This is a genomic window from Streptomyces sp. SN-593 (assembly GCF_016756395.1).
Taxonomy (GTDB): Bacteria; Actinomycetota; Actinomycetes; order Streptomycetales; family Streptomycetaceae; genus Actinacidiphila; species Actinacidiphila reveromycinica.
Map to the genome: position 1 here is coordinate 3,116,561 of NZ_AP018365.1, position 21,683 is coordinate 3,138,243.

A 21,683-nucleotide genomic window follows, 5' to 3' on the forward strand; every position below is an offset into this window, starting at 1 on the left:
GTGCGCGGCCGCGGCGGCAAGGTCAGCCGATGCGGTCGGCGGCCGCCCGCTTCTGCTTGCCGACCTTGTCCGCCTTCCCGGACCCGGACCCGGCCTCGGCCTCGGCCTCGGCCTCGGTCAGGAACGACTCCGCCTGCTCCACCGCCTCGCGGGCCGGCAGCCTGCGGAACACCCAGGTGCGGTACGACCAGAACCGGAAGAGCGTGGCCACGCCGATGCCGACGAACTTGAACACGTTGCTCTGGAGCTGGGTGTCCCAGCCGAAGCCGTAGGTCGCCGCATAGAGCACACCGTTCTCGATCACCAGGCCGATGATGCTGAAGAACAGGAAGAGGCTGAGTTCCTTGGTGCGGCCCGCCCGGTCCCGGTCGCGGTAGGTGAAGTACCGGAAGCCGAGGTAGTTGAAGACGATCGCCACCAGGGTCGCCACGATGCTGGCCCGCACCGTCTGGAGCCCGGTGTCGTGTCTGACCAGGTTGAACACGCCGATGTTGACGAGCACGCCCGCCGCGCCGACCGCACCGAACTTGGCGATCTCGCGGTAGACCAGGGCAAGCTTCGATCGCAGTGCGCGCAGTCCGCTCATGATGTCGCTGTGCCTTGTTCCGTCGGGGTCCGGGGACTCGGCTTCCTGTGGGCTCGGGGTGCCGGATGGCGGCGTTTCGACCACAGCCTAGCCGCCTCGCGGAGTGAGACGGCCTCCGAAGCCGGTGGGTTCCGTCCCGCGGCCGCCGGATATCCTGGACAGCGCCCAGCCCCCGTACCACCGGCAGGACACACACCGTGACATTCCCCGTAGTCGGCATGGTCGGCGGCGGCCAGCTCGCCCGCATGACCCACGAGGCCGGCATCCCGCTCGGCATCCGGTTCCGCCTGCTCAGCGACACCCCGCAGGACTCCGCGGCCCAGGTGGTGTCCGACGTCACCGTCGGCGACTACCGCGACCTGGACACGCTGCGGGCCTTCGCGGCGGGCTGCGACGTGATCACCTTCGACCACGAGCACGTGCCCACCGAGCACCTGCGCGCCCTTGAGGCCGACGGCATCGCGGTGCGGCCCGGCCCCGACGCCCTGGTGCACGCGCAGGACAAGGCGGTCATGCGCCGCCGCCTCGCCGCGATCGGCGTGCCCTGCCCCCGCAACCGCGTCGTGGCCGACCCGGACGACGTGGTGCGGTTCGCCGCGGAGGGCGCCGGGTTCCCGGTGGTGCTCAAGACCGCGCGCGGCGGTTACGACGGCAAGGGCGTGTGGGTCGTCCGGTCCAAGGAGGAGGCCGCCGAGCCGTTCAGGGCCGGGGTGCCGGTGCTCGCCGAGGAGAAGGTGGACTTCGTCCGCGAGCTGGCCGCGAACGTGGTGCGCTCGCCGCACGGCCAGGCGGTGGCCTACCCGGTGGTCGAGTCGATCCAGGTGGACGGCGTGTGCGACACCGTGATCGCGCCCGCGCCCGGGCTGCCGGACGACGTGTCCGCGAGCGCCCAGCAACTGGCGCTGAACGTCGCCCGCGAGCTGGGCGTGGTCGGTCACCTGGCGGTCGAGCTGTTCGAGGTGCGCCGGCCGGACGGCACCCCCGCGGTGCTGGTCAACGAACTCGCGATGCGCCCGCACAACAGCGGCCACTGGACCATGGACGGCGCGGCCACCTCGCAGTTCGCCAACCACCTGCGCGCCGTGCTCGACCTGCCGCTGGGCGACCCGCGCCCCCGCGCGCCCTGGACGGTGATGGCCAACGTCCTCGGCGGCGACTTCCCCGACATGTACCCCGCGTACCTGCACTGCATGGCCCGCGACCCGGGGCTGAAGATCCACATGTACGGCAAGGACGTGAAGCCCGGCCGCAAGGTCGGCCACGTGAACACCTACGGCGACGACCTGGCCGACGTGCGCGAGCGCGCCGCCCACGCGGCCGGCTACCTGCGAGGAACCATCGATGAGTGAAGCGTCCCCCGCCGTCGGCATCGTGATGGGCTCCGACTCCGACTGGCCGGTGATGGAGGCCGCGGCCGAGGCCCTGGACGAGTTCTCGGTGCCCTACGAGGTCGACGTCGTCTCCGCGCACCGGATGGTGCACAAGATGGTCGACTACGGCGAGCAGGCCGCCGACCGCGGCCTGAAGGCGCTGATCGCGGGCGCGGGCGGCGCCGCCCACCTGCCGGGCATGCTCGCCGCGGTCACCCCGCTGCCGGTGATCGGCGTGCCGGTGCCGCTGAAGTACCTCGACGGCATGGACTCGCTGCTGTCGATCGTGCAGATGCCCGCGGGCGTCCCGGTCGCCACCGTCTCGGTGGCCGGCGCGCGCAACGCCGGGCTGCTGGCCGTGCGCATCCTGGCCGCCCATGACGCGGAGCTGCGCGGCCGGATGCGCGAGTTCCAGACGTCGCTGACCGAGCAGGCGACGCAGAAGGGCGACCGGCTGCGTGCGAAGGTGAAGGGGACCGCGGGCTTCGGCTTCGCCCGGTAGCCGCGCGGTCGGCCGACCCCGTCGCGGTGCGCACTGCCGGTTGCGTGCGCACCCCCGCACGCACCTGGAGCACTGCTGTGGACCGCCTCCTCGACCGCGCCCGTGACCTGCTGGCCGCCCACCCCGTGGTGGACGGACACAACGACCTCCCCTGGGCGCTGCGCGAGCAGGTCGCCTACGACCTGGACCGGTTCGACCTCACCGCCGACCAGAGCGCCCGCACCCACACCGACCTGCCGCGGCTGCGGGCCGGCGGGGTGGGCGCGCAGTTCTGGTCGGTGTACGTGTCGGTGGCGCTCAAGGGCGGCGCGGCGCTCACCGCGACCCTCGAACAGGTCGACGTGGTGCACCGGCTGGTCGAGCGCCACCCCGGCGACCTGCTGCTGGCGACCAGTGCCGACGACATGGAGGCGGCCCGCGCCTCGGGCCGGATCGCCTCCCTGATGGGGGCCGAGGGCGGACACTCCATCGACTGCTCGCTGGCCGCGCTGCGCGCCCTGTACGCGTTGGGGGTGCGCTACATGACGCTGACCCACAACGACAACACCCCCTGGGCGGACTCCGCGACCGACGAGCCCGCCGCGCACGGGCTGACCGCCTTCGGCGAGGAGGTGGTGCGCGAGATGAACCGGCTGGGCATGCTGGTGGACCTCTCGCACGTCTCCCCCGACACCATGCGCGACGCGTTGCGGGTGGCGCAGGCGCCGGTGCTGTTCTCGCACTCCTCGTCCCGGGCCGTCTGCGACCACCCGAGGAACATCCCCGACGACGTGCTCGCCCTGCTGCCCGGCAACGGCGGCGTGGCGATGGCCACGTTCGTGCCGAAGTTCATCCTGCCGGCCGCGATCGAGTGGACCCAGGAGGCCGACGCGAACATGCGCGCCCACGGCCTGCACCCCCTGGACACCACCCCCGCGGGCATGGCGGTCCAGCGCGCGTTCGAGGCCGTCCATCCCCGTCCGACGGCCACGTCGGCGACGGTCGCCGACCACCTGGACCACATGCGCGAGGTGGCCGGCATCGACCACCTCGGCATCGGCGGCGACTACGACGGAACCGCCTTCACCCCCACCGACCTCGCCGACGTGGCCGGCTACCCGCGCCTGGTCGCGGAACTCCTCGACCGCTCCTGGTCCGACGCCGACATCGCCAAGCTCACCTGGCACAACGCCGTCCGGGTACTGCGCGACGCGGAGTCGGCGGCGACCGGGCTGCGCGCCCAGCGGGGCCCGTCGTTGGCGACAATCGGCCGGCTCGACGGCTGACCGCGGCCGGCCGCAAAGGGGCCGCGGGCGGCGGCGCGAGGCCACGCCGCTCCGAGGCCCGGGGGCGGGCCTGTACGCCCTTGTGACGCTCCCGCGGGACGAGCCGGGGAAACGGCCCATCGGCGGCGTGCGAGGCGCCTGGGGCCCGCTTGGGGCCCGCTGGGCCGCCTCTGGAGCGGCACGGCCCTCACCCGCGCGTGCCCGTAGGCAGGGGACGGGCCCCTGCGTGCGGGCCCCGGGGCAGCACGGGGATCGGCGCGCGGACCCGTACGCGGGGGGAGTGCGGCGGGAGTAAAGCGGTCGCGGTGCCGCCCTGACGCGTGCGCGGGTGCGCGGGCGGAACAGTGCGCGGCTACTGCGGGGCCGCCAGCTCCGCCCACACCGTCTTGCCCGGGCGCTCGCCGTCGCGGACCACGCCCCAGTCCAGGCAGAGCCGCTGCACGATGAACATGCCGTGGCCGCCGGGGCGGCCGGCGCGGTGCGGGGAGCGCGGCGCGGGCTCGCCGCCGCCGCCGTCCACGACCTCCAGCCGCAGTGCCTTGCCGCTGCGCACCAGCCTCAGTTCGTCCGGGCCGCCGGCGTGCAGGCACGCGTTGGTGACCAGCTCGGAGACGACCAGCAGCACGTCCTCGGCGGCCGCCCTGCGGTCGGCGGTCGCCCCGGGCAGCCAGCCCCAGTCGCGCAGCGCCTGGCGGGTGAAGTCCCGGGCGCGCGGCACGATCCCGCTCTCCCCGGTCAGCGCCAGCCGGCGCACCGGCTCCGGCGCCCGCACCTCCACGTCCGCCTCACTCTCGCCATCGCCCGCGTCGGGGACGCGGTCACCCGCGGCGTAGGGCCGAGTGGTGCTCATCGTGGCCTCACCTCACGGATGTCCGGCTGGTTCCGAACTGTCTTCTGCCCGGTCGATCTCCGGGAACACACCTCCCGCGCGATCAATGCGTGGGCGATCCGGCTGGTCCCTCTCATGCAGCTTGCCCCCCTCCCCGGCCCGGTTACTCCTGAAGCGCCTGGTCGAGCGTCTCGTGCACACTGAACACCGAGTCGGCGCCGGTGATCTCGAACACCCGCGCCACCGTCGGCCGCATGGCCGCCAGGTGCACCGCTCCGCCGCGCGCCTCCGCCTGGAGCCTCGCCCCGAGCAGCACGTTCAAGCCGGTGGAGTCGCAGAACTCCAGGCCGGAGCAGTCCACGACCAGACGGGTCGCGCCCTCCTCGACGGCCTTGGTGATCGGCTCGGCGAGGAGGTCGGCGGTGTGGTGGTCGAGTTCTCCCGCCGGGGTGAAGACCGTACTGCTGCCGTGCTGCCCCACCTCGACGTGCAGTCGCCGGCCGAGACCGGCGGTGCCCACCGCCTCGTGGTCCATCTGTTCTCCCTCACTGCGTCCCTGGTCACACACCCTGCGCCCCCCGGGTGACGCGACGCCGACCCTACGCGTTTCGGGGGGCGCGCGGTAGTCGGTCGGGCAACCCCAGAACTTGCGGGACACCGCCGGATGGCGGTAGGGCTGAAGTACGGCAGAGGAAAACACCCGCGCCGCGAGAGAGGGATGAGCACATGACACCCCGGCTCGGCCCGGATCAGGAGCAGGTGCGACGAGGGGGCGACCGCGCCCGGTGGGAGGCGCAGGACACGGAGGGGCACGGGGCGGCGGCGTCCGTCGGCCTCGACCACCGTGACCCGGGTCACTTCGACCTCGAACTCGAAGGACTCCCCGAGATCCCGCCCTACGACGAGATCGGCCCCGTCGACGCCCGAGCGCTGTCCAAGACGCTCTTCGCCCGCCTGCAGTCCCTGGAGGAGGGCACCGGGGAGTACAGCTACGTCCGCAACACGCTGGTCGAGCTGAACCTCGCGCTGGTGAAGTTCGCCGCGACCCGGTTCCGCAGCCGCAGCGAGCCGATGGAGGACATCATCCAGGTCGGCACGATCGGCCTGATCAAGGCGATCGACCGGTTCGAGCTGGCCCGCGGGGTGGAGTTCCCGACCTTCGCGATGCCGACGATCGTCGGGGAGATCAAGCGGTTCTTCCGCGACACCTCCTGGTCGGTCAGGGTGCCGCGGCGGCTCCAGGAACTGCGGCTCGACCTGGCCAAGGCCGGCGACGAGCTGGCCCAGCAACTGGACCGCACCCCTACCGTGCGCGAGCTGGCCGAGCGCCTGGACCTGCCCGAGCACGAGGTGATCGAGGGCATGGCGGCGAGCAACGCGTACACCGCCAGCTCGCTGGACGCCCAGCCCGCCGAGGACGACCCCGAGGGCGCGCTCGCCGACCGGATCGGCTACGACGACCACGACCTGGAGGGTGTGGAGTACGTCGAGTCGCTCAGGCCGCTGATCGCCAAGCTGCCGGCCAGGGACCGGACGATCCTGTCGCTGCGCTTCGTCGGCAACCTGACCCAGTCCGAGATCGGCGAGGAGCTGGGCATCTCGCAGATGCACGTCTCCAGGCTGCTCAGCCGCACCCTCGCCAGGCTGCGCCGCGGCCTGATGGTCGAGGAGTAGCCCTCCCCGGCGCCCCCGGGCGCCCACGCCCCACCGCGGCCCGGCCCCGGTGAACGCCCCGCTCCCGGGGTGCTCACCGGGGCCGGTCGTCGTAGCGCGCCCTGCTCTCCTCGATCGCGGCGTTGTTCTCGATCGCCCAGCCCGCGAGGGTCAGCGCGGGCGGGATCAGGCTCCTGCCCATGGCGGTGAGCGCGTACTCGACGCGGGGCGGCACCTCGGCGTAGGCGGTGCGGGAGACCAGGCCGTCCCGCTCCAGCTTGCGCAGCGTCAGGGTCAGCATCCGCTGGGAGATGCCGGGGATGTGCCGGTGCAGTTCGCCGAAGCGCATGTGCCCGCCGTCGAGGGTGGCCACGACCAGCATCGTCCACTTGTCGCAGATCCGGTCCAGGACGGCGCGGATCGCCCGGCCGCCGTCGCCGCGGATCGTGCAGGTGTGCTCGTAGCGCGCCATGACGCCCCCTCTTTCGTGTCGTGCGCGGTGCCGTCGCGGGGCACGGCGGATGTGCGTAGAGCACACGCGTGTGCCTTTTGTGGAGCCTTAGCCACTGACCCATCATGGGGCAACTTACGGTTCGTAACCATCGGGAGTCGCCGTGCATGTCGCGTACTGGGTCCTCGCCCTGCTGCTCGCCGCGTTCTACGCCTACTCGGGCGGCAAGAAGCTCTTCCAGGACCGCGAGCGGCTGCGGCCGATGATGGGGTGGGTCGACCAGGTGCCCATGCCGCGGGTGCGGGCGATCGGGGCGGTGGAGGTGCTCGGCGCACTGGGGCTGCTGCTGCCGCCGCTGACCGGCGTGGCGGTCGGGCTCGCCGTCGCGGCGGCCGTCGGCCTGGCCCTGGTGCAGGTCGGCGCCGGTGCGCTGCACCTGTCACGCGGCGAGGTGCGGGAGATCGGGCTCAACATATCCCTGCTGGTGCTGGCCGCCGTGGCGGCGTGGCTGGCCACGTCCCTGCTCTGACGGGCCCCGCGTGGGTCTCCCCCGCGTCCCCGGCCCCACACGGCGGACGCGGCCTCCCGGGGTCTTCGCACGCTCGCGCCCCTGCCGGACGCCGCGGGGCCGGTGGGGCCGCCCGCGCGTCCCCACCGGCCCCTTCGGCCGTCCCGATCCGCCGCCCGCCGGGCGGCGGGCTCAGCGGCCGGCCGCCTCCGCCCCGACCGGCGTCCTCGCCGTCCGGGCCGCCTGTGCGGCCTCGGCGCCGAAGTGCCCGTCCGCGAGCCGCTCCTCAAGGCGCTGGCCCTCGATGTCCGGGTCGGGCACCCAGCGCCCGAACCACTTGGGGTGGTACCAGATGCGCCCGCCCGCGATCGCCATCACCGCCGGCACCAGGGTGAGCCGCACCACGAAGGCGTCGAGGAAGACGCCGACCGCGAAGCTGAAGCCGATCGCCCTGATGGTCGGGTTGTCGGTGAAGGTGAAGGCCACGAAGATCGAGAACATGATCAGCGCGGCGGCGGTGACCACCCGGGCCGACAGGGAGGTGCCGCGCTGCACCGCCGCGCGGGCGTCGCCGTGCCGGGTGAACTCCTCCTTGATCCGGGAGACGACGAAGACCTCGTAGTCGCTGGACAGGCCGAAGATGATCGCGAGCATGATGATCGGCAGGAAGCTGATCGTCTCGGTCGGGGTGATGCCGAGCAGGTTCTTTCCCCAGCCCCACTGGAAGACCGCCACCTGTGCGCCCAGGGCGGCCGCCATCGACAGCAGGAAGCCGACGATGGACTTCAGCGGCACCAGGACCGTCCGGAAGGCGAAGGTCAGCAGGACGAACGCCAGGCCCACGACGGCGATCAGGAAGACCGGCAGCGCGCCGGAGAGCTTGGCGGAGACGTCGATGTTGGAGGCGGTGGTGCCGCCGACGAGGATGTGCGCGCCGGTGCCGGACGCGAGTGTCGCCCGGTCGTCGCGCAGCGTGTGCACCAGGTCCTGGGTCGCGGAGTCGTTCGGCCCGGACTTCGGGACGACCCGGATCAGTGAGACGCCGTTCTGCCCGGCCAGCGGGGTGACCTGGGCGACGCCGGCCTGGCGGCCGAGCGCGGCGGCGATCCTCGCGGTGTCCGAGGGCGAGGAGACGTCCTGGGCGACGACGAGCAGCGCGCCGTTGAAGCCCGCGCCGAAGCCCTCGGTGGTGAGGTCGTACGCCTTGCGCTGGGTGTTGTCGGTCGGTTGGGAGGCGCCCGACGGAAGGCCGAGCCGGATGCTCGCGGCCGGGATCGCCAGCACGCCGAGCAGCACCACGCCGGCCACGGTGACCAGCACCCGGTGGCGCACGACGAACCGCGACCAGGCGGCGCCCGCGGTGCTGTCCGGGTCGGCCGCGGTCCGGCGGGCCACCCGTTCGGCGTGCGCGCCGAACTTCGGCAGCCGGCTGAAGCGGGCCACCCGGTGGCCGGCGAAGCCGAGCAGCGCGGGCAGCAGGGTCAGCGCGATGAGCAGCGCCACCGCGACCGCGGCGGCCGCGGACAGGCCCATGATGGTCAGGAACGGGATGCCGACCACGGTCAGGCCGCACAGGGCGATGATCACCGTGAGCGCGGCGAAGACCACCGAACTGCCGGCCGTGCCCATCGCCAGGGGCACCGACTCCTCCGGTGGCACGCCGCGCAGCAGGTTGGCGCGGTGCCGGGACAGGATGAACAGGCCGTAGTCGATGCCGCAGGACAGCCCGAGCATCAGGGCGACGGTGGTGGAGGCGGAGGCGATGGTGACGACCGAGGCGACCGCGGTCACACCCATCAGGGTGGTGACCACGCCGATGATCGCACTGATGATCGGCATGCCGGCTGCGGCGAACGTGCCGAAGGTGATCATCAGGATCGCGAAGGCGATGACCAGGCCGACCAGCTCGGGTGTCTCGGAGATCTCGAAGCGCCAGCCCGGGTAGACGCTGCCGTTGTACTCGACCTGCACGCCGGCGGCGCGCACCGGCTTCATCGCGTCGTTGACGGCGTCGAGGCCGGCGTCCTTGACGTCCGCCGGCTTGGCGCTCCACTGGACCTGGCCGAGCGCGATCCGGCCGTCCTTGGAGACCAGGTGCCCGGTGAACGGGTCCACCGACTTCGACACCTGGGGCACGGACGACAGCTTGGCCATCGCCGTGCGGATCTCGCCCTGGGCGGCGGTCACCCGGGCCCCGTCCTTCGCCGCGAAGACGATGGTGCTCTGCCCGCCGCTGAACGCGGGGAGCTTGGTGCTCAGCACGTCGGACGCCCGCTGCGCCTCGGTGCCCGGGATCGTGAAGTCGTCGTCCGTCTTGCCGCCGCTGATCTGGGCGATGGTGACGGCGGCGATCGCGGCCACCAGCCACAGCACGAGGACGAGCACGCGTCGCCGATAGGAAAAGCGGGCGAGGCGGTACAGATAGCTGGACATATGTGTCTTCCCCACGTCTCCCGTGCGTCCGGCGTCGGGCCGGCACGGTTGCCGTCCCGGTCGACGACGCTAGGCTTTCACTAGCCGATCGTCAAGCGAATGACTGGCCGTCGGCAGGTGGTTCACCAGCCGCAGGCCGGTGAAATCGTCATGCCGGGACCTGTCCGGCGACGCGGGTGCGCAGGTGGGACGGCGGCCTGGGAGCGCGGCGCGCGATCTGGTGACGGTGTGTCCGGCGGCTTGTATGCTGCGGGCCCAGGGGACGAGAGAGGAACGCAGCCATGGCGATGCCGGCCAGGGGCCTGACCAGTCGCGCGGCGCAGGCCGAGCAGACCCGGCAGCAGATCCTCGACACCGCCCAGCGGCTCTTCTCCGAACTCGGCTACAGCGCGACCTCGCTCCAGATGATCGCGGACGAGCTGGGCCTGACGAAGGCCGCGGTCTACTACCACTTCCGGGCGAAGAACGACATCCTGCACGCGGCCCTGCAACCCGGCATCGAGCGGCTGAACACGCTGCTGGACGAGGCGGGGGCGATGCGCGGCCGGCGGGCCAGGACCGAGCACCTCGTGCACGGCTTCGTGGACTTCCTCGTCGCCAACCGGCAGAACATGGTGATGGCCTCCACCGACCCCGACCGGCCCGAGCACCGGGACAAGACCGAGGTGTCCGCCCTGCACGAGCGCGGGCTGGGGCTGCTGTTCGGCGAGCACCCGAGCGGCGCCGAACGCCTCGCCTACAACGCGGTGTTCACCCTGCCCGACTGCCTGGCCGAGCTGACCGACCTCACCGACCAGGAGTTGCGCGAGGCGCTCGCCTCGACCCTCCTGCGCATCCTCCGGGTGCCGCCCGCCCGCGCCTGAACGGCGACCGGGCGGGACGGCGCCCACGCGACCGGCGCGCCCCGCGCGGCCCCGGTGGTCGCGCTCACGCCACGGCGGGCTCCGGGCGCACCCGCTCACCGGCCTGCCACACCGCCGCCGTGAGGGGGACACCCGGGCGGTAGGCCAGGTGCAGGTGCGTGGGGGCGTCCAGCAGGTGCAGGTCGGCCCTGGCGCCGGGGGCCACGGTCCCGACGTCGCTGCGGCGCAGGGCGCGCGCCCCGCCGAGGGTGGCGGCGCGGACCGCCTCGTCCGGGGACATGCCCATGTCCCGGACGGCGACGGCGACGCAGAAGGCCATCGAGGAGGTGTACGACGACCCGGGGTTGCAGTCGGTGGACAGCGCCACCGTGGCCCCGGCGTCGAGCAGGCGCCGCGCGTCCGGGTAGACGGCCCGGGTGGAGAACTCGGCGCCGGGCAGCAGCGTGGCCACCGTCCCGCCGCCGGCGAGGGCGTCGACGTCGGCGTCCGTGAGGTGGGTGCAGTGGTCGGCCGAGGCCGCACCGAGCTCGACCGCGAGCTGCACGCCCGGGCCGGGGCCGAGCTGGTTGGCGTGCACCCGCGGGGTGAGGCCGCGCGCGACGCCCGCTTCGAGGACCGCGCGCGCCTGGTCCGCGTCGAACGCGCCCCGCTCGCAGAAGACGTCCACCCACCGGGCGTGCGGCGCGCAGGCGTCGAGCATCGGGCCGGTGACGAGCGCGACGTAGCCCGCCGGGTCGTCGGCGAACTCGGGGGCGACGACGTGGGCGCCGAGGTAGGTCGTCTCCGGCGTCTGCCGCGCCGCGATCCGCAGCGCCCGGGCCTCGTCGTGGACGGTCAGGCCGTAGCCGGACTTGACCTCGACCGTGGTGGTGCCCTGCCGCCGGGCCTCGGCCAGCAGCCGCGCGAGGTTGCCGGCCAGCTCGTCGTCGGAGGCGGCCCGGGTGGCCGCCACCGTGGTGCGGATGCCGCCCGCGCCGTAGGGGCGCCCCGACATGCGCGCGGCGAACTCGGCGGCGCGGTCGCCGGCGAAGACGAGGTGGGCGTGGGAGTCCACGAAGCCGGGCAGCAGGGCCCGGCCGCCGGCGTCGACCCGGTTGTCGGTGGTGGGTGCTTTGCTGGAGGCACCGGTCCAGACGACGCGGTCGCCCTCGATGACGACGGCGGCGTCCGGTACCAGTCCGAGGGGGTTGTCCGCGCTCATGAGGGAGGGATCGTTGGTGACCAGGCTGCCGATGCCGGTCACGGCCGTGCTGACGGTCATGGCCTGCTCCTTCGTGGTGCTCGCGTGGGCGTGGACAGCCGCGGGGGTTCGGGGGCCCGCGGGGGTAGGGGGGTCCGCCGGGGTCGGGGGCCGTTCCGCGGGGGCACGGGGGTCCTCCGCGGGGCGTGCGCCCCGGCCCGCGGGCCGGCCGCCGGCCGCCCGCACCGGCCCGGCGGCGCACCGGACCGACCCTGCGGCGCGCCGGACCGAAGGCGCGCCTGCCCGCTTCGTACGCTTCGCACCCGGCCGGCCCGCCCTCAGTCCCGGACGGCGGCGATCGCCGCGGCCAGGGCGCCCGCCGTGTCCGGCACTCCCAGGTGCCGTCCGTCCGCGACGATCCGGCGGCCCGCCACCACCGTGTGCCGCACGTCCGCCGCGGTCGCCGCGAATACCGCGGTCTCCGCGCCGAGCCGGGGCGGCGGCCCCGCGGTGCGCACCGAGTCCAGCGCGATCGTGGTGAAGTCGGCGAGCGCGCCCGCCTCCAGCCGGCCCGCGTCGGGCCAGCCGAGGCAGGCGTGGCCGTCGGCGGTGGCCGCGCGCAGCAGGGCCGGCGCGGTCCAGTGGCCGCGGGTCCGGGTGCGCAGCCGCTCGTCCAGTTCCATCGCGCGGGCCTCCTCCAGCAGGTCCACCACCGCGTGGCTGTCGCTGCCCAGGGCGAGCGGGCTGCCGGCCCGCTGGAGCGCGGGCGCGGGGCCGATCCCGTCGGCGAGGTCGCGTTCGGTGGTCGGGCACATGCACACCGCCGTCCGCGAGCCGCCGAGGAGCGCGACGTCGTCGTCGGTGAGGTGGGTGGCGTGCACCGCGGTGGTGTTCGGGCCCCAGAATCCCGCGTCGGCCAGCAGCCGGGCCGGGGTGCGGCCGTGCACGGCCCGGCACGCCTCGTTCTCGGCGGGCTGCTCGGACAGGTGGATGTGGACCGGCACGTGCCGGGTGCGCTCCGCGAAGGCGGTGTAGCCGTCCCGGTCGGAGAAGGCCCGTACCGAGTGCAGTGCGGCGCCGATCCGCACCCGCGCGCGGTCCTCCAGCCGCGACCAGCGGTCGTACCACCGGTCGGCGGTGCCGTCGCCGAAGCGCCGCTGCGCCCCGTCCAGCGGCTGGTAGCCGTCCGCCGTCAGGCCGCCCCGCAGGTAGGCGGTGTCCAGCAGGGTGATCCGGATGCCCGCGTCGCCGGCCGCGGCGATCAGCGCCTCCCCCATCGCGTTGGGGTCGGCGTAGGGGGTGCCGTCCGCCTGGTGGTGCAGGTAGTGGAACTCCCCGACGCAGGTGATGCCCGCCAGCGCCATCTCGGCGTAGACCGCGCGGGCCAGGTCGAAGTAGGAGTCGGGGTCGAGGCGGCGGGCGGTGGCGTACATGGTCTCGCGCCAGGTCCAGAAGGTGCCGCCACCGGTCTGGGCGGTGCCGCGCAGCGCGCGGTGGAAGGCGTGGCTGTGCGCGTTGGCCAGGCCCGGCACGGTCAGGCCGCGCAGCGCGGTCGAACCGGGCGGCGGGTCGGCCACGCCGGTGCGCAGTCCGGTGATCCTGCCGCCGTCGGCGGTGAGCAGCACGCCTGGCTCGACCCGCGGGTCGAGCCAGGCGTGCTCCAGCCAGTACGTCACCGGCACGCGAGCCCCTCCAGTACGTCGGCGAGCGCGGTGACGCCCGCGGCGCAGTCGTCCTCGGCCGCGAACTCCGCCGGCGAGTGCGAGACGCCGGTGGGGTTGCGCACGAACAGCATGGCGGTCGGCACCGCGTCGGCGAGGATGCCGGCGTCGTGTCCGGCGCCGGTCGGCAGCACCGGTACGGGCGCGTCGGTGCCGAGCAGCGCGGCGAGCCGGTCGCGCAGCACGGGCGCGAACTCGACCTCGGGGGTGAAGGACTCGCGGACCACCTCGACGGCGACGCCGTCGCGGGTGCCGCCCTCCCGCGCGGCCCGCTCGATCCCGGCCACGACCGCCGCGAGGGTCTGCTCGTCGGCGGCCCGGGAGTCCAGCCAGCCGCGGACGAGGGAGGCGATGGCGTTGACGCCGCCCGGCTCGACGGCGACCTTGCCGAAGGTGGCGAGCGCGCCGGCCAGCCGGGCCTGCTCGCGGGCGGCCAGCACCGTGCCGGCGTAGGTCAGCATCGGGTCGTGCCGGTCCTCCAGCCGGGTGGTGCCGGCGTGGTTGGCCTGGCCGCGGAAGTCGAACCGCCAGCGGCCGTGCGGCCAGATCGCGGAGGCCACGCCCACCGGGTGGCCGCCGAGGTCGAGCGCGCGGCCCTGCTCGACGTGCAGTTCGACGAACGCGCCGACGCGGGCGAGGCGTTCGGGGTCCGCGCCGATCGCGTCGGGGTCGTGTCCGGCGCGTTCCATGGCGCGGGCGAGCGTCACGCCGTCGGCGTCGCGCAGCCTCCGGGCGTCCTCGGCGCCGATCCGGCCCGCGGTCAGCCGGGAGCCGACGCAGGCCAGGCCGAAGCGGGCGCCCTCCTCGTCGCCGAAGTTCACCACGGCGAGCGGGCGCCCGGGCACGGCGCCCCGGGCGCGCAGCTCGTCCACCGCGGCGAACGCGGAGACGACGCCGAGCGGCCCGTCGAAGGCGCCGCCGTCGGGCACGGAGTCCAGGTGCGAGCCGGTGACCACCGCGTCGCCGGCCGCGGGGTCGCCGAGCCAGGCCCACTGGTTGCCGTTGCGGTCGGTCTCGTAGTCCAGGCCGCGGGCGGCGGCCTGCTCGCGGAACCAGGCGCGGCAGTCGGTGTCGGCCGGTGTCCAGGCGTAGCGGCGGTAGCCGCCGCTGCCGGCGTCGCGGCCGACCGCGGCCAGCTCGCGCCACATCGTCTGGAAGCCGGGCGGTGCGGAGCCGGGTGCAGCGGAGGCGGGCACAGCGGAGCCGGCCGCCCGGGAAGCGGCAGCCGGGGATGCGGCCGCCTTGGTGCCCGGTGCCGGGGAGCCGGCCCCGCCCGCGGGAGGGCGCCCGGCGCCGGGGCCCGCCGGAGCACCGGCTGCGGCCGGGCGCGTGTCGTCGGTGCCGCTCACGTGGCGTCGCCCTCCCGCATGGGCACCCGCACGCCCCGCTGGTCGGCGATCTCCTCGGCGCGGTCGTACCCGGCGTCCACGTGCCGGATGACGCCCATCCCGGGGTCGTTGGTGAGCACCCGGCGGATCTTCTCCGCGGCCAGCGGGGTGCCGTCGGCGACCGTGACCTGGCCGGCGTGGATGCTGCGGCCGATGCCGACACCGCCCCCGTGGTGGATGGAGACCCAGGAGGCGCCCGAGGCGACGTTCACCATCGCGTTCAGCAGCGGCCAGTCGGCGATGGCGTCGGAGCCGTCGAGCATGCCCTCGGTCTCCCGGTAGGGCGAGGCGACGGAACCGGTGTCGAGGTGGTCGCGGCCGATGACGATCGGCGCCTTGAGGGTGCCGTCGGCGACCATCTCGTTGAACCGCTCGCCGGCGCGGTCCCGCTCGCCGTAGCCGAGCCAGCAGATGCGGGCGGGCAGGCCCTGGAAGTGGACGCGCTCGCCGGCGAGCTTGATCCAGCGGGCCAGCGACTCGTTCTCCGGGAAGAGGTCGAGGATCGCCTTGTCGGTGTGGTGGATGTCGGCGGGGTCGCCGGACAGGGCCGCCCAGCGGAAGGGGCCCCGGCCCTCGCAGAACAGCGGGCGGATGTAGGCGGGCACGAAGCCGGGGAAGGCGAACGCCCGCTCGTAACCGGCCAGTTGGGCCTCGCCGCGCAACGAGTTGCCGTAGTCGAAGACCTCGGCGCCGGCGTCCTGGAAGCCGACCATCGCCTCCACGTGCCGGGCCATGGACTCCCGGGCCCGCTGGGTGAAGTCGGCGGGCTTGTCGGCGGCGTAGGCGGCCATGTCGGCGAAGTCCATGCCCAGCGGCAGGTAGGCGAGCGGGTCGTGCGCGGAGGTCTGGTCGGTGACGACGTCGATCGGCGCGCCCATGGCGAGCAGTTGCGGCACCACCTCGGCGGCGTTGCCGAGGACCCCGACGGACAGCGGGCGGCGGGCGTCGCGGGCCTGCGTGGCCAGGCGCAGCGCCTCGTCGAGGGAGTCGGCGCGCACGTCGAGGTAGCGGTGCTCGATGCGGCGGTCGATGGCGCGCGGGTCGCAGTCGACGCAGATGACCACGCCGCCGTTCATGGTCACGGCCAGCGGCTGGGCGCCGCCCATGCCGCCGAGCCCGGCGGTGAGGGTGATGGTGCCGGCCAGCGTCCCGCCGAACCGCTTGGCGGCCACGGCGGCGAAGGTCTCGTAGGTGCCCTGGAGGATGCCCTGGGTCCCGATGTAGATCCACGACCCCGCGGTCATCTGCCCGTACATGGTCAGGCCGAGCGCTTCGAGGCGGCGGAACTCCTCCCAGGTGGCCCAGTCCCCGACCAGGTTGGAGTTGGCGATCAGCACCCGGGGCGCCCACTCGTGGGTCTGCATCACACCGACCGGGCGCCCGGACTGGACGAGCATGGTCTCGTCCTGCTTCAGCCCGCGCAGGGTGCGCACCATGGCGTCGAAGGAGTTCCAGTCGCGGGCCGCCTTGCCGGTGCCGCCGTAGACGACGAGCTTGTCGGGGTGCTCGGCCACCTCGGGGTCCAGGTTGTTCTGGAGCATCCGCAGCGCGGCCTCCTGCTGCCAACCCTGGGCGCTCAGTTCCGTGCCGCGCGGCGCGCGTACCGGCCTCGGTCCGGTCATCGGGCAAGCCTCCTCGTGACGGCGGCGGGGTGCCGTGGTGCGGCGCGGTGCCGAGGCGGCACCGGGCCGCACGGGGTGCGCGCGCCGCCGGGCGGCGCACCCGTAGCAAGATATTCACATCCTGGTCTGCTGAATACCCCTAGTCAACAGGCCCCGGGTGGAAGTCCCGCCGGTGGAGGTGGTGTCATGGCGGACATGACGGATGAGCTGGGGATACGGCGAGGGCACGCGCTGCGGGCCGCGGTGGAGCAGGGGCTGGCCGGGCAGGCCGAACCGGTGGTCGGGTTGCTGGACATCGCGGGCATCGCCGGCTCCGCGAAGGCCCTGAAGGCCGCGTTCGCCACGCCCGGGGTCGCCATCACGCACACCTTCGCGGTGAAGGCGGCCTCGCTGGTGCCGGTGCTCGGGCTGCTCGCCGAGTGCGGGCTCGGCGCGGAGGTGGCGAGCCCGGGCGAGCTGGCGCTGGCCCGCGCGGCCGGCGTCCCGGCGGAGCGCACCGTGCTCGACTCCCCCGCCAAGACCGTCGCCGAGCTGCGCGAGGCACTCGCCCTCGGGATCGCCGTCAACGCGGACAACCCCGAGGAGCTGGCCAGGATCGACCGCCTGCGCGACACCGCGCCCGCCGGCTCCCCCGTGGGCCTGCGGGTCAACCCGCAGGTGGGCGGCGGCAGCATCGGGGCGATGAGCACGGCCACCGCCAGCTCCAAGTTCGGCGTGGCGCTGCGCGACCCGGGCGCGACGGAATGGGTGCTGGACGCCTACGCGCGCCGGCCCTGGCTCAACCGGCTGCACACCCACACCGGTTCGCAGGGCGTACCGCTGGAGCTCATGGCCGCGGGCGTGCGGGCGGCCTACGACCTGGCCGAGCGGATCAACGCGGCCGCCGGACGGCAGCAGGTGGAGGCGCTCGACATCGGCGGCGGCCTGCCGGTGAACTTCGGCTCCGACGAGGTGACACCGTCCTTCGCCGACTACGCCGACCTGCTGCGCGCCGAGGTCCCCGGGCTCTTCGACGGGCGCTACGGCATCGTCACCGAGTTCGGCCGCTCCCTGCTCGCCAAGAACGGGACCGTGCTGGCGCGGGTGGAGTACGCGAAGTCCGCCGGCGGGCGGCCGATCGCCGTCACGCACGCCGGCGCGCAGGTCGCCACCCGTACCGTGTTCGTGCCCGACTCGTGGCCGATCCGGGTGCTCGCGCTCGACGCCAAGGGGGTGGAGAAGGGCGGCGAGCCGGTGGTGCAGGACGTCGCCGGGCCGTGCTGCTTCGCCGGCGACCTGGTCGCCAAGGGGCGCGCGCTGCCGCTGCTGGAGTCCGGCGACCACGTGGCGCTGCTCGACACCGGGGCGTACTACTTCTCGAACCACTTCGCCTACAACTCGCTGCCGCGCCCGGCGGTGTACGGGTACCGGGTTCCACGCGACGGCGAGGTCGAGTTCGCGCAGGTACGGGCGGCGCAGACCGAGGAGGAGCTTCTCGCGGAGAGCGGTGCCGGCTTCCCGGCGTTGCGGCTCCAGGGGTGAGGGCCGGGCCGCCGCCGGGGGCCGCGGGAGGCTCCCGCCCGGCGGGCCGGGCCGCCGCCCCGGCCCCGGTACGGAGCGCGGCGGCGGCCCGGCGGCCGCGGGTCAGCGGCGGCCGCGGGTCAGCGGTGGCGGCGCCGGCCGCCCCCGGGTGCCGCGTCGCCCGCGGCGATGCCCGTGAGCTGGTAGAGCGCGGGGTCGCCGTCGGGCCGGACCCACAGCAGGCCGTCGCGGGAGCGCTCGATGCGGGCGACCCGGCGGGACCGCAGCCACAGGCCGGCGCCGACGCCTCCGACCAGCATGCCGGCCGCGCAGGGCAGCACGGCGTTCGAGGCGAGGGCGACCACGAAGACGGCGAGCAGCCACCAGCGGCGGCGGCGCAGCCACGCCCGCGCGGTGACCCTGCGGTCCTGGAGGAACACGGACTTCGCCGCGCGCGAGGCGCCCCTGGCGCGCTCGGCGTGCCGGCTGCCGCGGAAGAGGAAGGACACGGCCGCGGCGACGACGAAGAGCACCACACCGGCCATCACGCCGATCCGGCGGCCGGTCGGGCTGAACGTCACGGCGGTGCCGGGCACCGCGGCGACCACGCCCAGCCACCACAGCCAGCCCGCCGCCACGCGCACCGTCACCGCCACCCGCGCCAATGTGTAGGCCCCGCGCACCACGTCGCGCTCCCTCCGCCGTCGCGCCGGCCCGCCGTCCCTTCAGTACGGCGGCACCGGCCCAGGGCCTTCCGTCCGGATCTCCGCGGCGTCGCGTCGCGCACGAAGGGCCCTGATGCTGGGGAGGGACACTACTTCGCCAATCTCAGATTTTCGTTAAACCGGATACGCGGATCGGACCGCTCGCCGCCCCGCCTGCCCGCGCCCGGCGCCGCCCCGCCGCAACGCCCCGACCCCCAAGCCGGCGCGACCCCGCCGAACCGCCCCACCCCCAAGTCGGCGCCGCCCCGCCGAACCGCCCCCGTCCCACGGATCGGACGCCGTGACGCCGCGTACAACCTTTCCCCTGGATCGCTGGTCGCACGGGATGTTCACCACACCGTGCACCAAGGGACCTGGGGGAAGATCCCGTGACTCCGCTCCTCAACTGGCGCCGGTCGGCCGCCGCGCTCACCGCCGCGGCGGTCGCGCTGCTCGGCGCCGCCGTCGTCCAGGCGCCCGCGCAGGCCGCCGACGGACCCGCCCTTCCGCTGGTCGTGCAGAGCACCAGCGTGGGGCTGCCGCAGCCGGACGACTCGGGCGACCCGCCCCAGATCAGCTGGTCGCTCGCCCCGCCGAGCAGCGGCCCGACCGTCACGGACGTGGTCGTCTCGCTGGACCTGTCCGGCATCAGCTCCTTCGCCACCGCCGACAGCGGGTCCCCGGGCGACGTCGTCACCTGGAAGGACGCCGAGCTGGGCGTCGGCGGCACCGGCGGCCTGGTCGAGCTGACCGCCAAGGCGGGCGTGCCGCTGGGAACCACGGGCACCGCGGTCCTGTCCGGCACCGCGGACAACGCGACGATCACCCCCGTCACGGTGCGGGTCACCGTCGGCGCGGTCGGCCTGGTGGTGAACAAGCTCGCCAAGGTCGGCCACGCCAAGCCGGGCGACCACCTCGACGCGCCGATCACGGTCGTGAACACCGGCCAACTGGCGGCGGACGGCGCCTACCTGAAGGTGACCACCACCGAGGGCCTGGCCTACGCACAGCACTTCTCGAACTGCGTCTACGGCAAGCAGTCGAGCAGGGACGGCTTCGCCACGCTCGACAACAACGCGGTCTGCCACATCGACACGACCCTCCTGCCCGGCACGAAGTACCGGCTGTCCACCCCGGTCGGCATCGACGTGACCGGCAGCGCGATGTGGGACCTGGTCCGCTACAGCGTCAGCCCCGAACCGGGCACGCCGGTCGTCGGTCCGAACACCGGCGGCGGCCCGGCGCTCTCGCTCGTGCCGGTCGGCGCCGGCAGCGCGCCCGCCGGCGCGCAGGACACCGCGGACTGGACCGTCGACACCGACAACACCGCGAACCTCGTGGCCGGCGGCGCCACCGCGAGCGGAAAGCCCGGCGACACGGTGGAGGTCACCGCGTCGATGCGGAACGAGGGTCCCGCCGGTGTGGACATCGAGACCAGCGACGACCAGCTCGGCGTCATGGTCGACGTGCCGCGGGGCACCACCGCGGTGAAGATCCCCGACGCCTGCTACACGTGGTCCGGCGACGGACCCGGGCAGCACAGGACCGGCGCCTCCCGGTACATCTGCTGGACGACCCCGCCGCTCAGGGTGGGCGCGAGCGTCACGATGCCGTTCACGCTGCGGATCGACGCCGACGCCCCGACGCTCGCCACCGGCACGGTCCGGGCCACCACCGTGTACGACTCCGCGCTGCCCTTCGACCCCGACCCGTCCGACAACACCGCGCCGCTGACCGTGCACGTCCAGGGCGGTGCCACGGCCACCCCGACCGCGTCGGTGGCCGGCACCGGCACCGGCACCGGCACGAACGGAAGCTCCGGCACCACCCGGTCGGCCGCCCGGACTCCCGCCGGCGGCACCTCCGGCGGGAGCACCGGGTCCACCGGCGGCACCGGCGCGCTCGCCTCGACCGGCAGCGACGGAGCCCGCGCCCTCACCTGGATCGGCGCGGCCCTCCTCGCCTTCGGCGGCGCGGCCTTCGCCCTCGCCCACAGCCGCAGGAGCCGCCGCCGTACGGCCACCGGCGCCTGACCGGGGCCGGGGCCCGTCCGGCGCGCGAAGCCGGGGCCGGCCCCGTCCCGCACACCACCCGCGGCCCGCGGGGGCGTTCACTCCAGGAACACCCCGCGGGCCGCGGCATGCGCGTCGAACTCCTCCAGTCGCGCCTGCGCGTCCGGCAGGTCGTCGCACATCGACTCCAGCAGCACCCGGCCCAGCAGCATCGGCGCGCACGCGGTGTCGAAGGCCAGCCCGGTGCCCACGGCCGCGGGCAGCAGCAGGTCGCTGTGCGCGGCGACCGGCGCGAACGCGCTGTCCGCGACGGTCACCACCGTCAGCCCGGCCTCCCGCGCGGAGCGGAGCGCGTCGGCCACCTCGCGCGGGTGCCGGGGCAGCGCGAAGCACAGCAGCGCGCTCGCGCCCGCGCGGACCGCCGCGTCGATCCGGTCCGCCAGCATGGTGCCGCCCTCGTCGAGCAGCCGCACGTCAGGGTGCACCTTCGCCGCGAAGTAGGCGAAGCCGCGGGCCTGGGCGCCGGCCGCGCGCAGCCCCAGTACCGGCAGCGGCCTGGACGCGGCCAGCAGCGCTCCGGCCCTGGCCACCGGCCCGGGATCGGCGAGCAGGTCGGCCAGGTGGCGCAGGTTCTCGATCTCGGCGTGCACCGCCTGCTGGTACGCGTTGTACGTGCTCGCCCCGGCCTGGTCGGGGGCCGGGGCCACCTCGCGCAGGTGCCTGCGCAGCGCCGGGTAGCCGTCGAAGCCCAGGGCGACCGCGAACCGGGTCACGGAGGGCTGGCTGACGCCGGCGAGCTCGGCCACCTCCACGCTGGACAGGAACGGCGCCTCGTCGGCCTTGCGCACCAGGCAGTGCGCGATCCGCCGCTGGGTCGGGGTCAGCCGGTGCGCCTCGAAGAGTTTCAGCAGCCGCGCGGAGGAGTTCCCCGCGCCGGCCCCCGGGCCCGTACCGCCGTTCATCGCCGCCTCGTCCCCGTCCTGTCCGCGCCTGCGCCGCCGGCCGCGAGGGGGCGGCCGTTATTCATCGGAACACGACTCTGCATGAGAATATGCAGCCGGGCAAGACGCCCGCCCCAGGCCCCGCGGCCCACCGT

Annotated in this window: 19 protein-coding genes; 8 read left to right on the plus strand and 11 right to left on the minus strand. The window is 74.6% G+C overall.

All coding sequences use genetic code 11. The annotated features are described in order from the left end of the window. Nucleotides 1-22: 22 nt before the first annotated feature. Nucleotides 23-586, minus strand: coding sequence for a GtrA family protein (locus RVR_RS12810; RefSeq protein WP_202233972.1), 564 nt, complete (start codon nucleotides 584-586; stop codon nucleotides 23-25). A 218-nt stretch (nucleotides 587-804) separates the two neighbouring features. On the opposite strand from RVR_RS12810, the gene RVR_RS12815 reads away from it, so the two are divergent. The 3 genes from RVR_RS12815 (at nucleotide 805) to RVR_RS12825 (ending at nucleotide 3,723) form a co-directional block, all read left to right on the plus strand. Further along, nucleotides 805-1,935, plus strand: coding sequence for a 5-(carboxyamino)imidazole ribonucleotide synthase (locus tag RVR_RS12815; protein ID WP_430393231.1), 1,131 nt, complete (start codon nucleotides 805-807; stop codon nucleotides 1,933-1,935). Then, nucleotides 1,928-2,458 (plus strand): 5-(carboxyamino)imidazole ribonucleotide mutase, encoded by a 531-nt coding sequence (purE, locus tag RVR_RS12820; protein ID WP_202233974.1) that lies wholly within the window; start codon nucleotides 1,928-1,930, stop codon nucleotides 2,456-2,458. Before RVR_RS12815 ends, purE begins: the two co-directional genes overlap by 8 nt. A 77-nt stretch (nucleotides 2,459-2,535) precedes the next feature. Continuing rightward, nucleotides 2,536-3,723, plus strand: a complete 1,188-nt coding sequence (locus tag RVR_RS12825) for a dipeptidase (RefSeq protein WP_202233975.1) — start codon at nucleotides 2,536-2,538, stop codon at nucleotides 3,721-3,723. A gap of 352 nt (nucleotides 3,724-4,075) precedes the next feature. Here RVR_RS12825 and RVR_RS12830 read toward each other — a convergent pair whose 3' ends face one another. Both RVR_RS12830 and RVR_RS12835 read right to left on the minus strand, forming a co-directional pair. Further along, nucleotides 4,076-4,573, minus strand: coding sequence for an ATP-binding protein (locus RVR_RS12830; protein ID WP_202233976.1), 498 nt, complete (start codon nucleotides 4,571-4,573; stop codon nucleotides 4,076-4,078). Between the two features lie 142 nt (nucleotides 4,574-4,715). Further along, nucleotides 4,716-5,087, minus strand: coding sequence for an STAS domain-containing protein (locus tag RVR_RS12835; protein WP_202233977.1), 372 nt, complete (start codon nucleotides 5,085-5,087; stop codon nucleotides 4,716-4,718). Nucleotides 5,088-5,278: 191 nt separating this feature from the next. On the opposite strand from RVR_RS12835, the gene RVR_RS12840 reads away from it, so the two are divergent. Beyond that, nucleotides 5,279-6,226 carry an RNA polymerase sigma factor SigF gene (locus tag RVR_RS12840; RefSeq protein WP_202233978.1) on the plus strand — a complete coding sequence of 316 codons (948 nt, stop codon included), beginning with the start codon at nucleotides 5,279-5,281 and terminating at the stop codon, nucleotides 6,224-6,226. A gap of 73 nt (nucleotides 6,227-6,299) precedes the next feature. Here RVR_RS12840 and RVR_RS12845 read toward each other — a convergent pair whose 3' ends face one another. Beyond that, a complete protein-coding gene (locus RVR_RS12845) occupies nucleotides 6,300-6,677 on the minus strand; it encodes a winged helix-turn-helix transcriptional regulator (RefSeq protein WP_202233979.1) in 378 nt (125 codons plus the stop codon). 142 nt (nucleotides 6,678-6,819) lie between these two features. Between RVR_RS12845 and RVR_RS12850 the strand changes: the two genes are divergently transcribed. After that, complete coding sequence (locus RVR_RS12850; RefSeq protein WP_202233980.1) at nucleotides 6,820-7,185, plus strand: DoxX family protein; 366 nt, start codon at nucleotides 6,820-6,822, stop codon at nucleotides 7,183-7,185. Between the two features lie 171 nt (nucleotides 7,186-7,356). On the opposite strand, the gene RVR_RS12855 is transcribed toward RVR_RS12850, so the two are convergent. Beyond that, entirely contained in the window at nucleotides 7,357-9,597 is a 2,241-nt protein-coding gene (locus RVR_RS12855) for an MMPL family transporter (RefSeq protein WP_202233981.1), read from the minus strand. A gap of 281 nt (nucleotides 9,598-9,878) precedes the next feature. On the opposite strand from RVR_RS12855, the gene RVR_RS12860 reads away from it, so the two are divergent. Next, nucleotides 9,879-10,460, plus strand: coding sequence for a TetR/AcrR family transcriptional regulator (locus tag RVR_RS12860; protein WP_202233982.1), 582 nt, complete (start codon nucleotides 9,879-9,881; stop codon nucleotides 10,458-10,460). Nucleotides 10,461-10,524: 64 nt separating this feature from the next. Here RVR_RS12860 and hutI read toward each other — a convergent pair whose 3' ends face one another. The 4 genes from hutI to hutU all read right to left on the minus strand — a co-directional run bounded on the left by hutI (nucleotide 10,525) and on the right by hutU (nucleotide 16,371). Further along, nucleotides 10,525-11,721 carry an imidazolonepropionase gene (gene hutI, locus RVR_RS12865; RefSeq protein ID WP_202233983.1) on the minus strand — a complete coding sequence of 399 codons (1,197 nt, stop codon included), beginning with the start codon at nucleotides 11,719-11,721 and terminating at the stop codon, nucleotides 10,525-10,527. Between the two features lie 257 nt (nucleotides 11,722-11,978). Next, on the minus strand, nucleotides 11,979-13,322 hold the full coding sequence (locus RVR_RS12870) for a formimidoylglutamate deiminase (protein ID WP_202233984.1): 1,344 nt from the start codon (nucleotides 13,320-13,322) through the stop codon (nucleotides 11,979-11,981). Continuing rightward, nucleotides 13,313-14,509, minus strand: coding sequence for an allantoate amidohydrolase (locus tag RVR_RS12875; protein ID WP_202238573.1), 1,197 nt, complete (start codon nucleotides 14,507-14,509; stop codon nucleotides 13,313-13,315). Before RVR_RS12875 ends, RVR_RS12870 begins: the two co-directional genes overlap by 10 nt. Before the next feature lie 197 nt (nucleotides 14,510-14,706). Continuing rightward, nucleotides 14,707-16,371 (minus strand): urocanate hydratase, encoded by a 1,665-nt coding sequence (hutU, locus tag RVR_RS12880; protein ID WP_202233985.1) that lies wholly within the window; start codon nucleotides 16,369-16,371, stop codon nucleotides 14,707-14,709. A gap of 195 nt (nucleotides 16,372-16,566) precedes the next feature. Here hutU and RVR_RS12885 point away from each other — a divergent pair, with 195 nt between their 5' ends. Further along, the gene (locus RVR_RS12885) at nucleotides 16,567-17,892 is read left to right on the plus strand and encodes a type III PLP-dependent enzyme domain-containing protein (protein ID WP_202238574.1); all 1,326 of its coding nucleotides are present in this window, start codon (nucleotides 16,567-16,569) and stop codon (nucleotides 17,890-17,892) included. Between the two features lie 119 nt (nucleotides 17,893-18,011). Here the strand turns inward: RVR_RS12885 and RVR_RS12890 are convergent, their stop codons facing one another. Next, on the minus strand, nucleotides 18,012-18,554 hold the full coding sequence (locus RVR_RS12890) for a hypothetical protein (RefSeq protein ID WP_346731449.1): 543 nt from the start codon (nucleotides 18,552-18,554) through the stop codon (nucleotides 18,012-18,014). Nucleotides 18,555-18,964: 410 nt separating this feature from the next. On the opposite strand from RVR_RS12890, the gene RVR_RS12895 reads away from it, so the two are divergent. After that, nucleotides 18,965-20,608, plus strand: coding sequence for an LPXTG cell wall anchor domain-containing protein (locus RVR_RS12895; RefSeq protein WP_202233987.1), 1,644 nt, complete (start codon nucleotides 18,965-18,967; stop codon nucleotides 20,606-20,608). Nucleotides 20,609-20,685: 77 nt separating this feature from the next. Here the strand turns inward: RVR_RS12895 and RVR_RS12900 are convergent, their stop codons facing one another. Continuing rightward, nucleotides 20,686-21,549: a MurR/RpiR family transcriptional regulator gene (locus RVR_RS12900; RefSeq protein WP_202233988.1), complete on the minus strand. Its 864-nt coding sequence runs from the start codon at nucleotides 21,547-21,549 to the stop codon at nucleotides 20,686-20,688. Nucleotides 21,550-21,683: the final 134 nt, after the last annotated feature.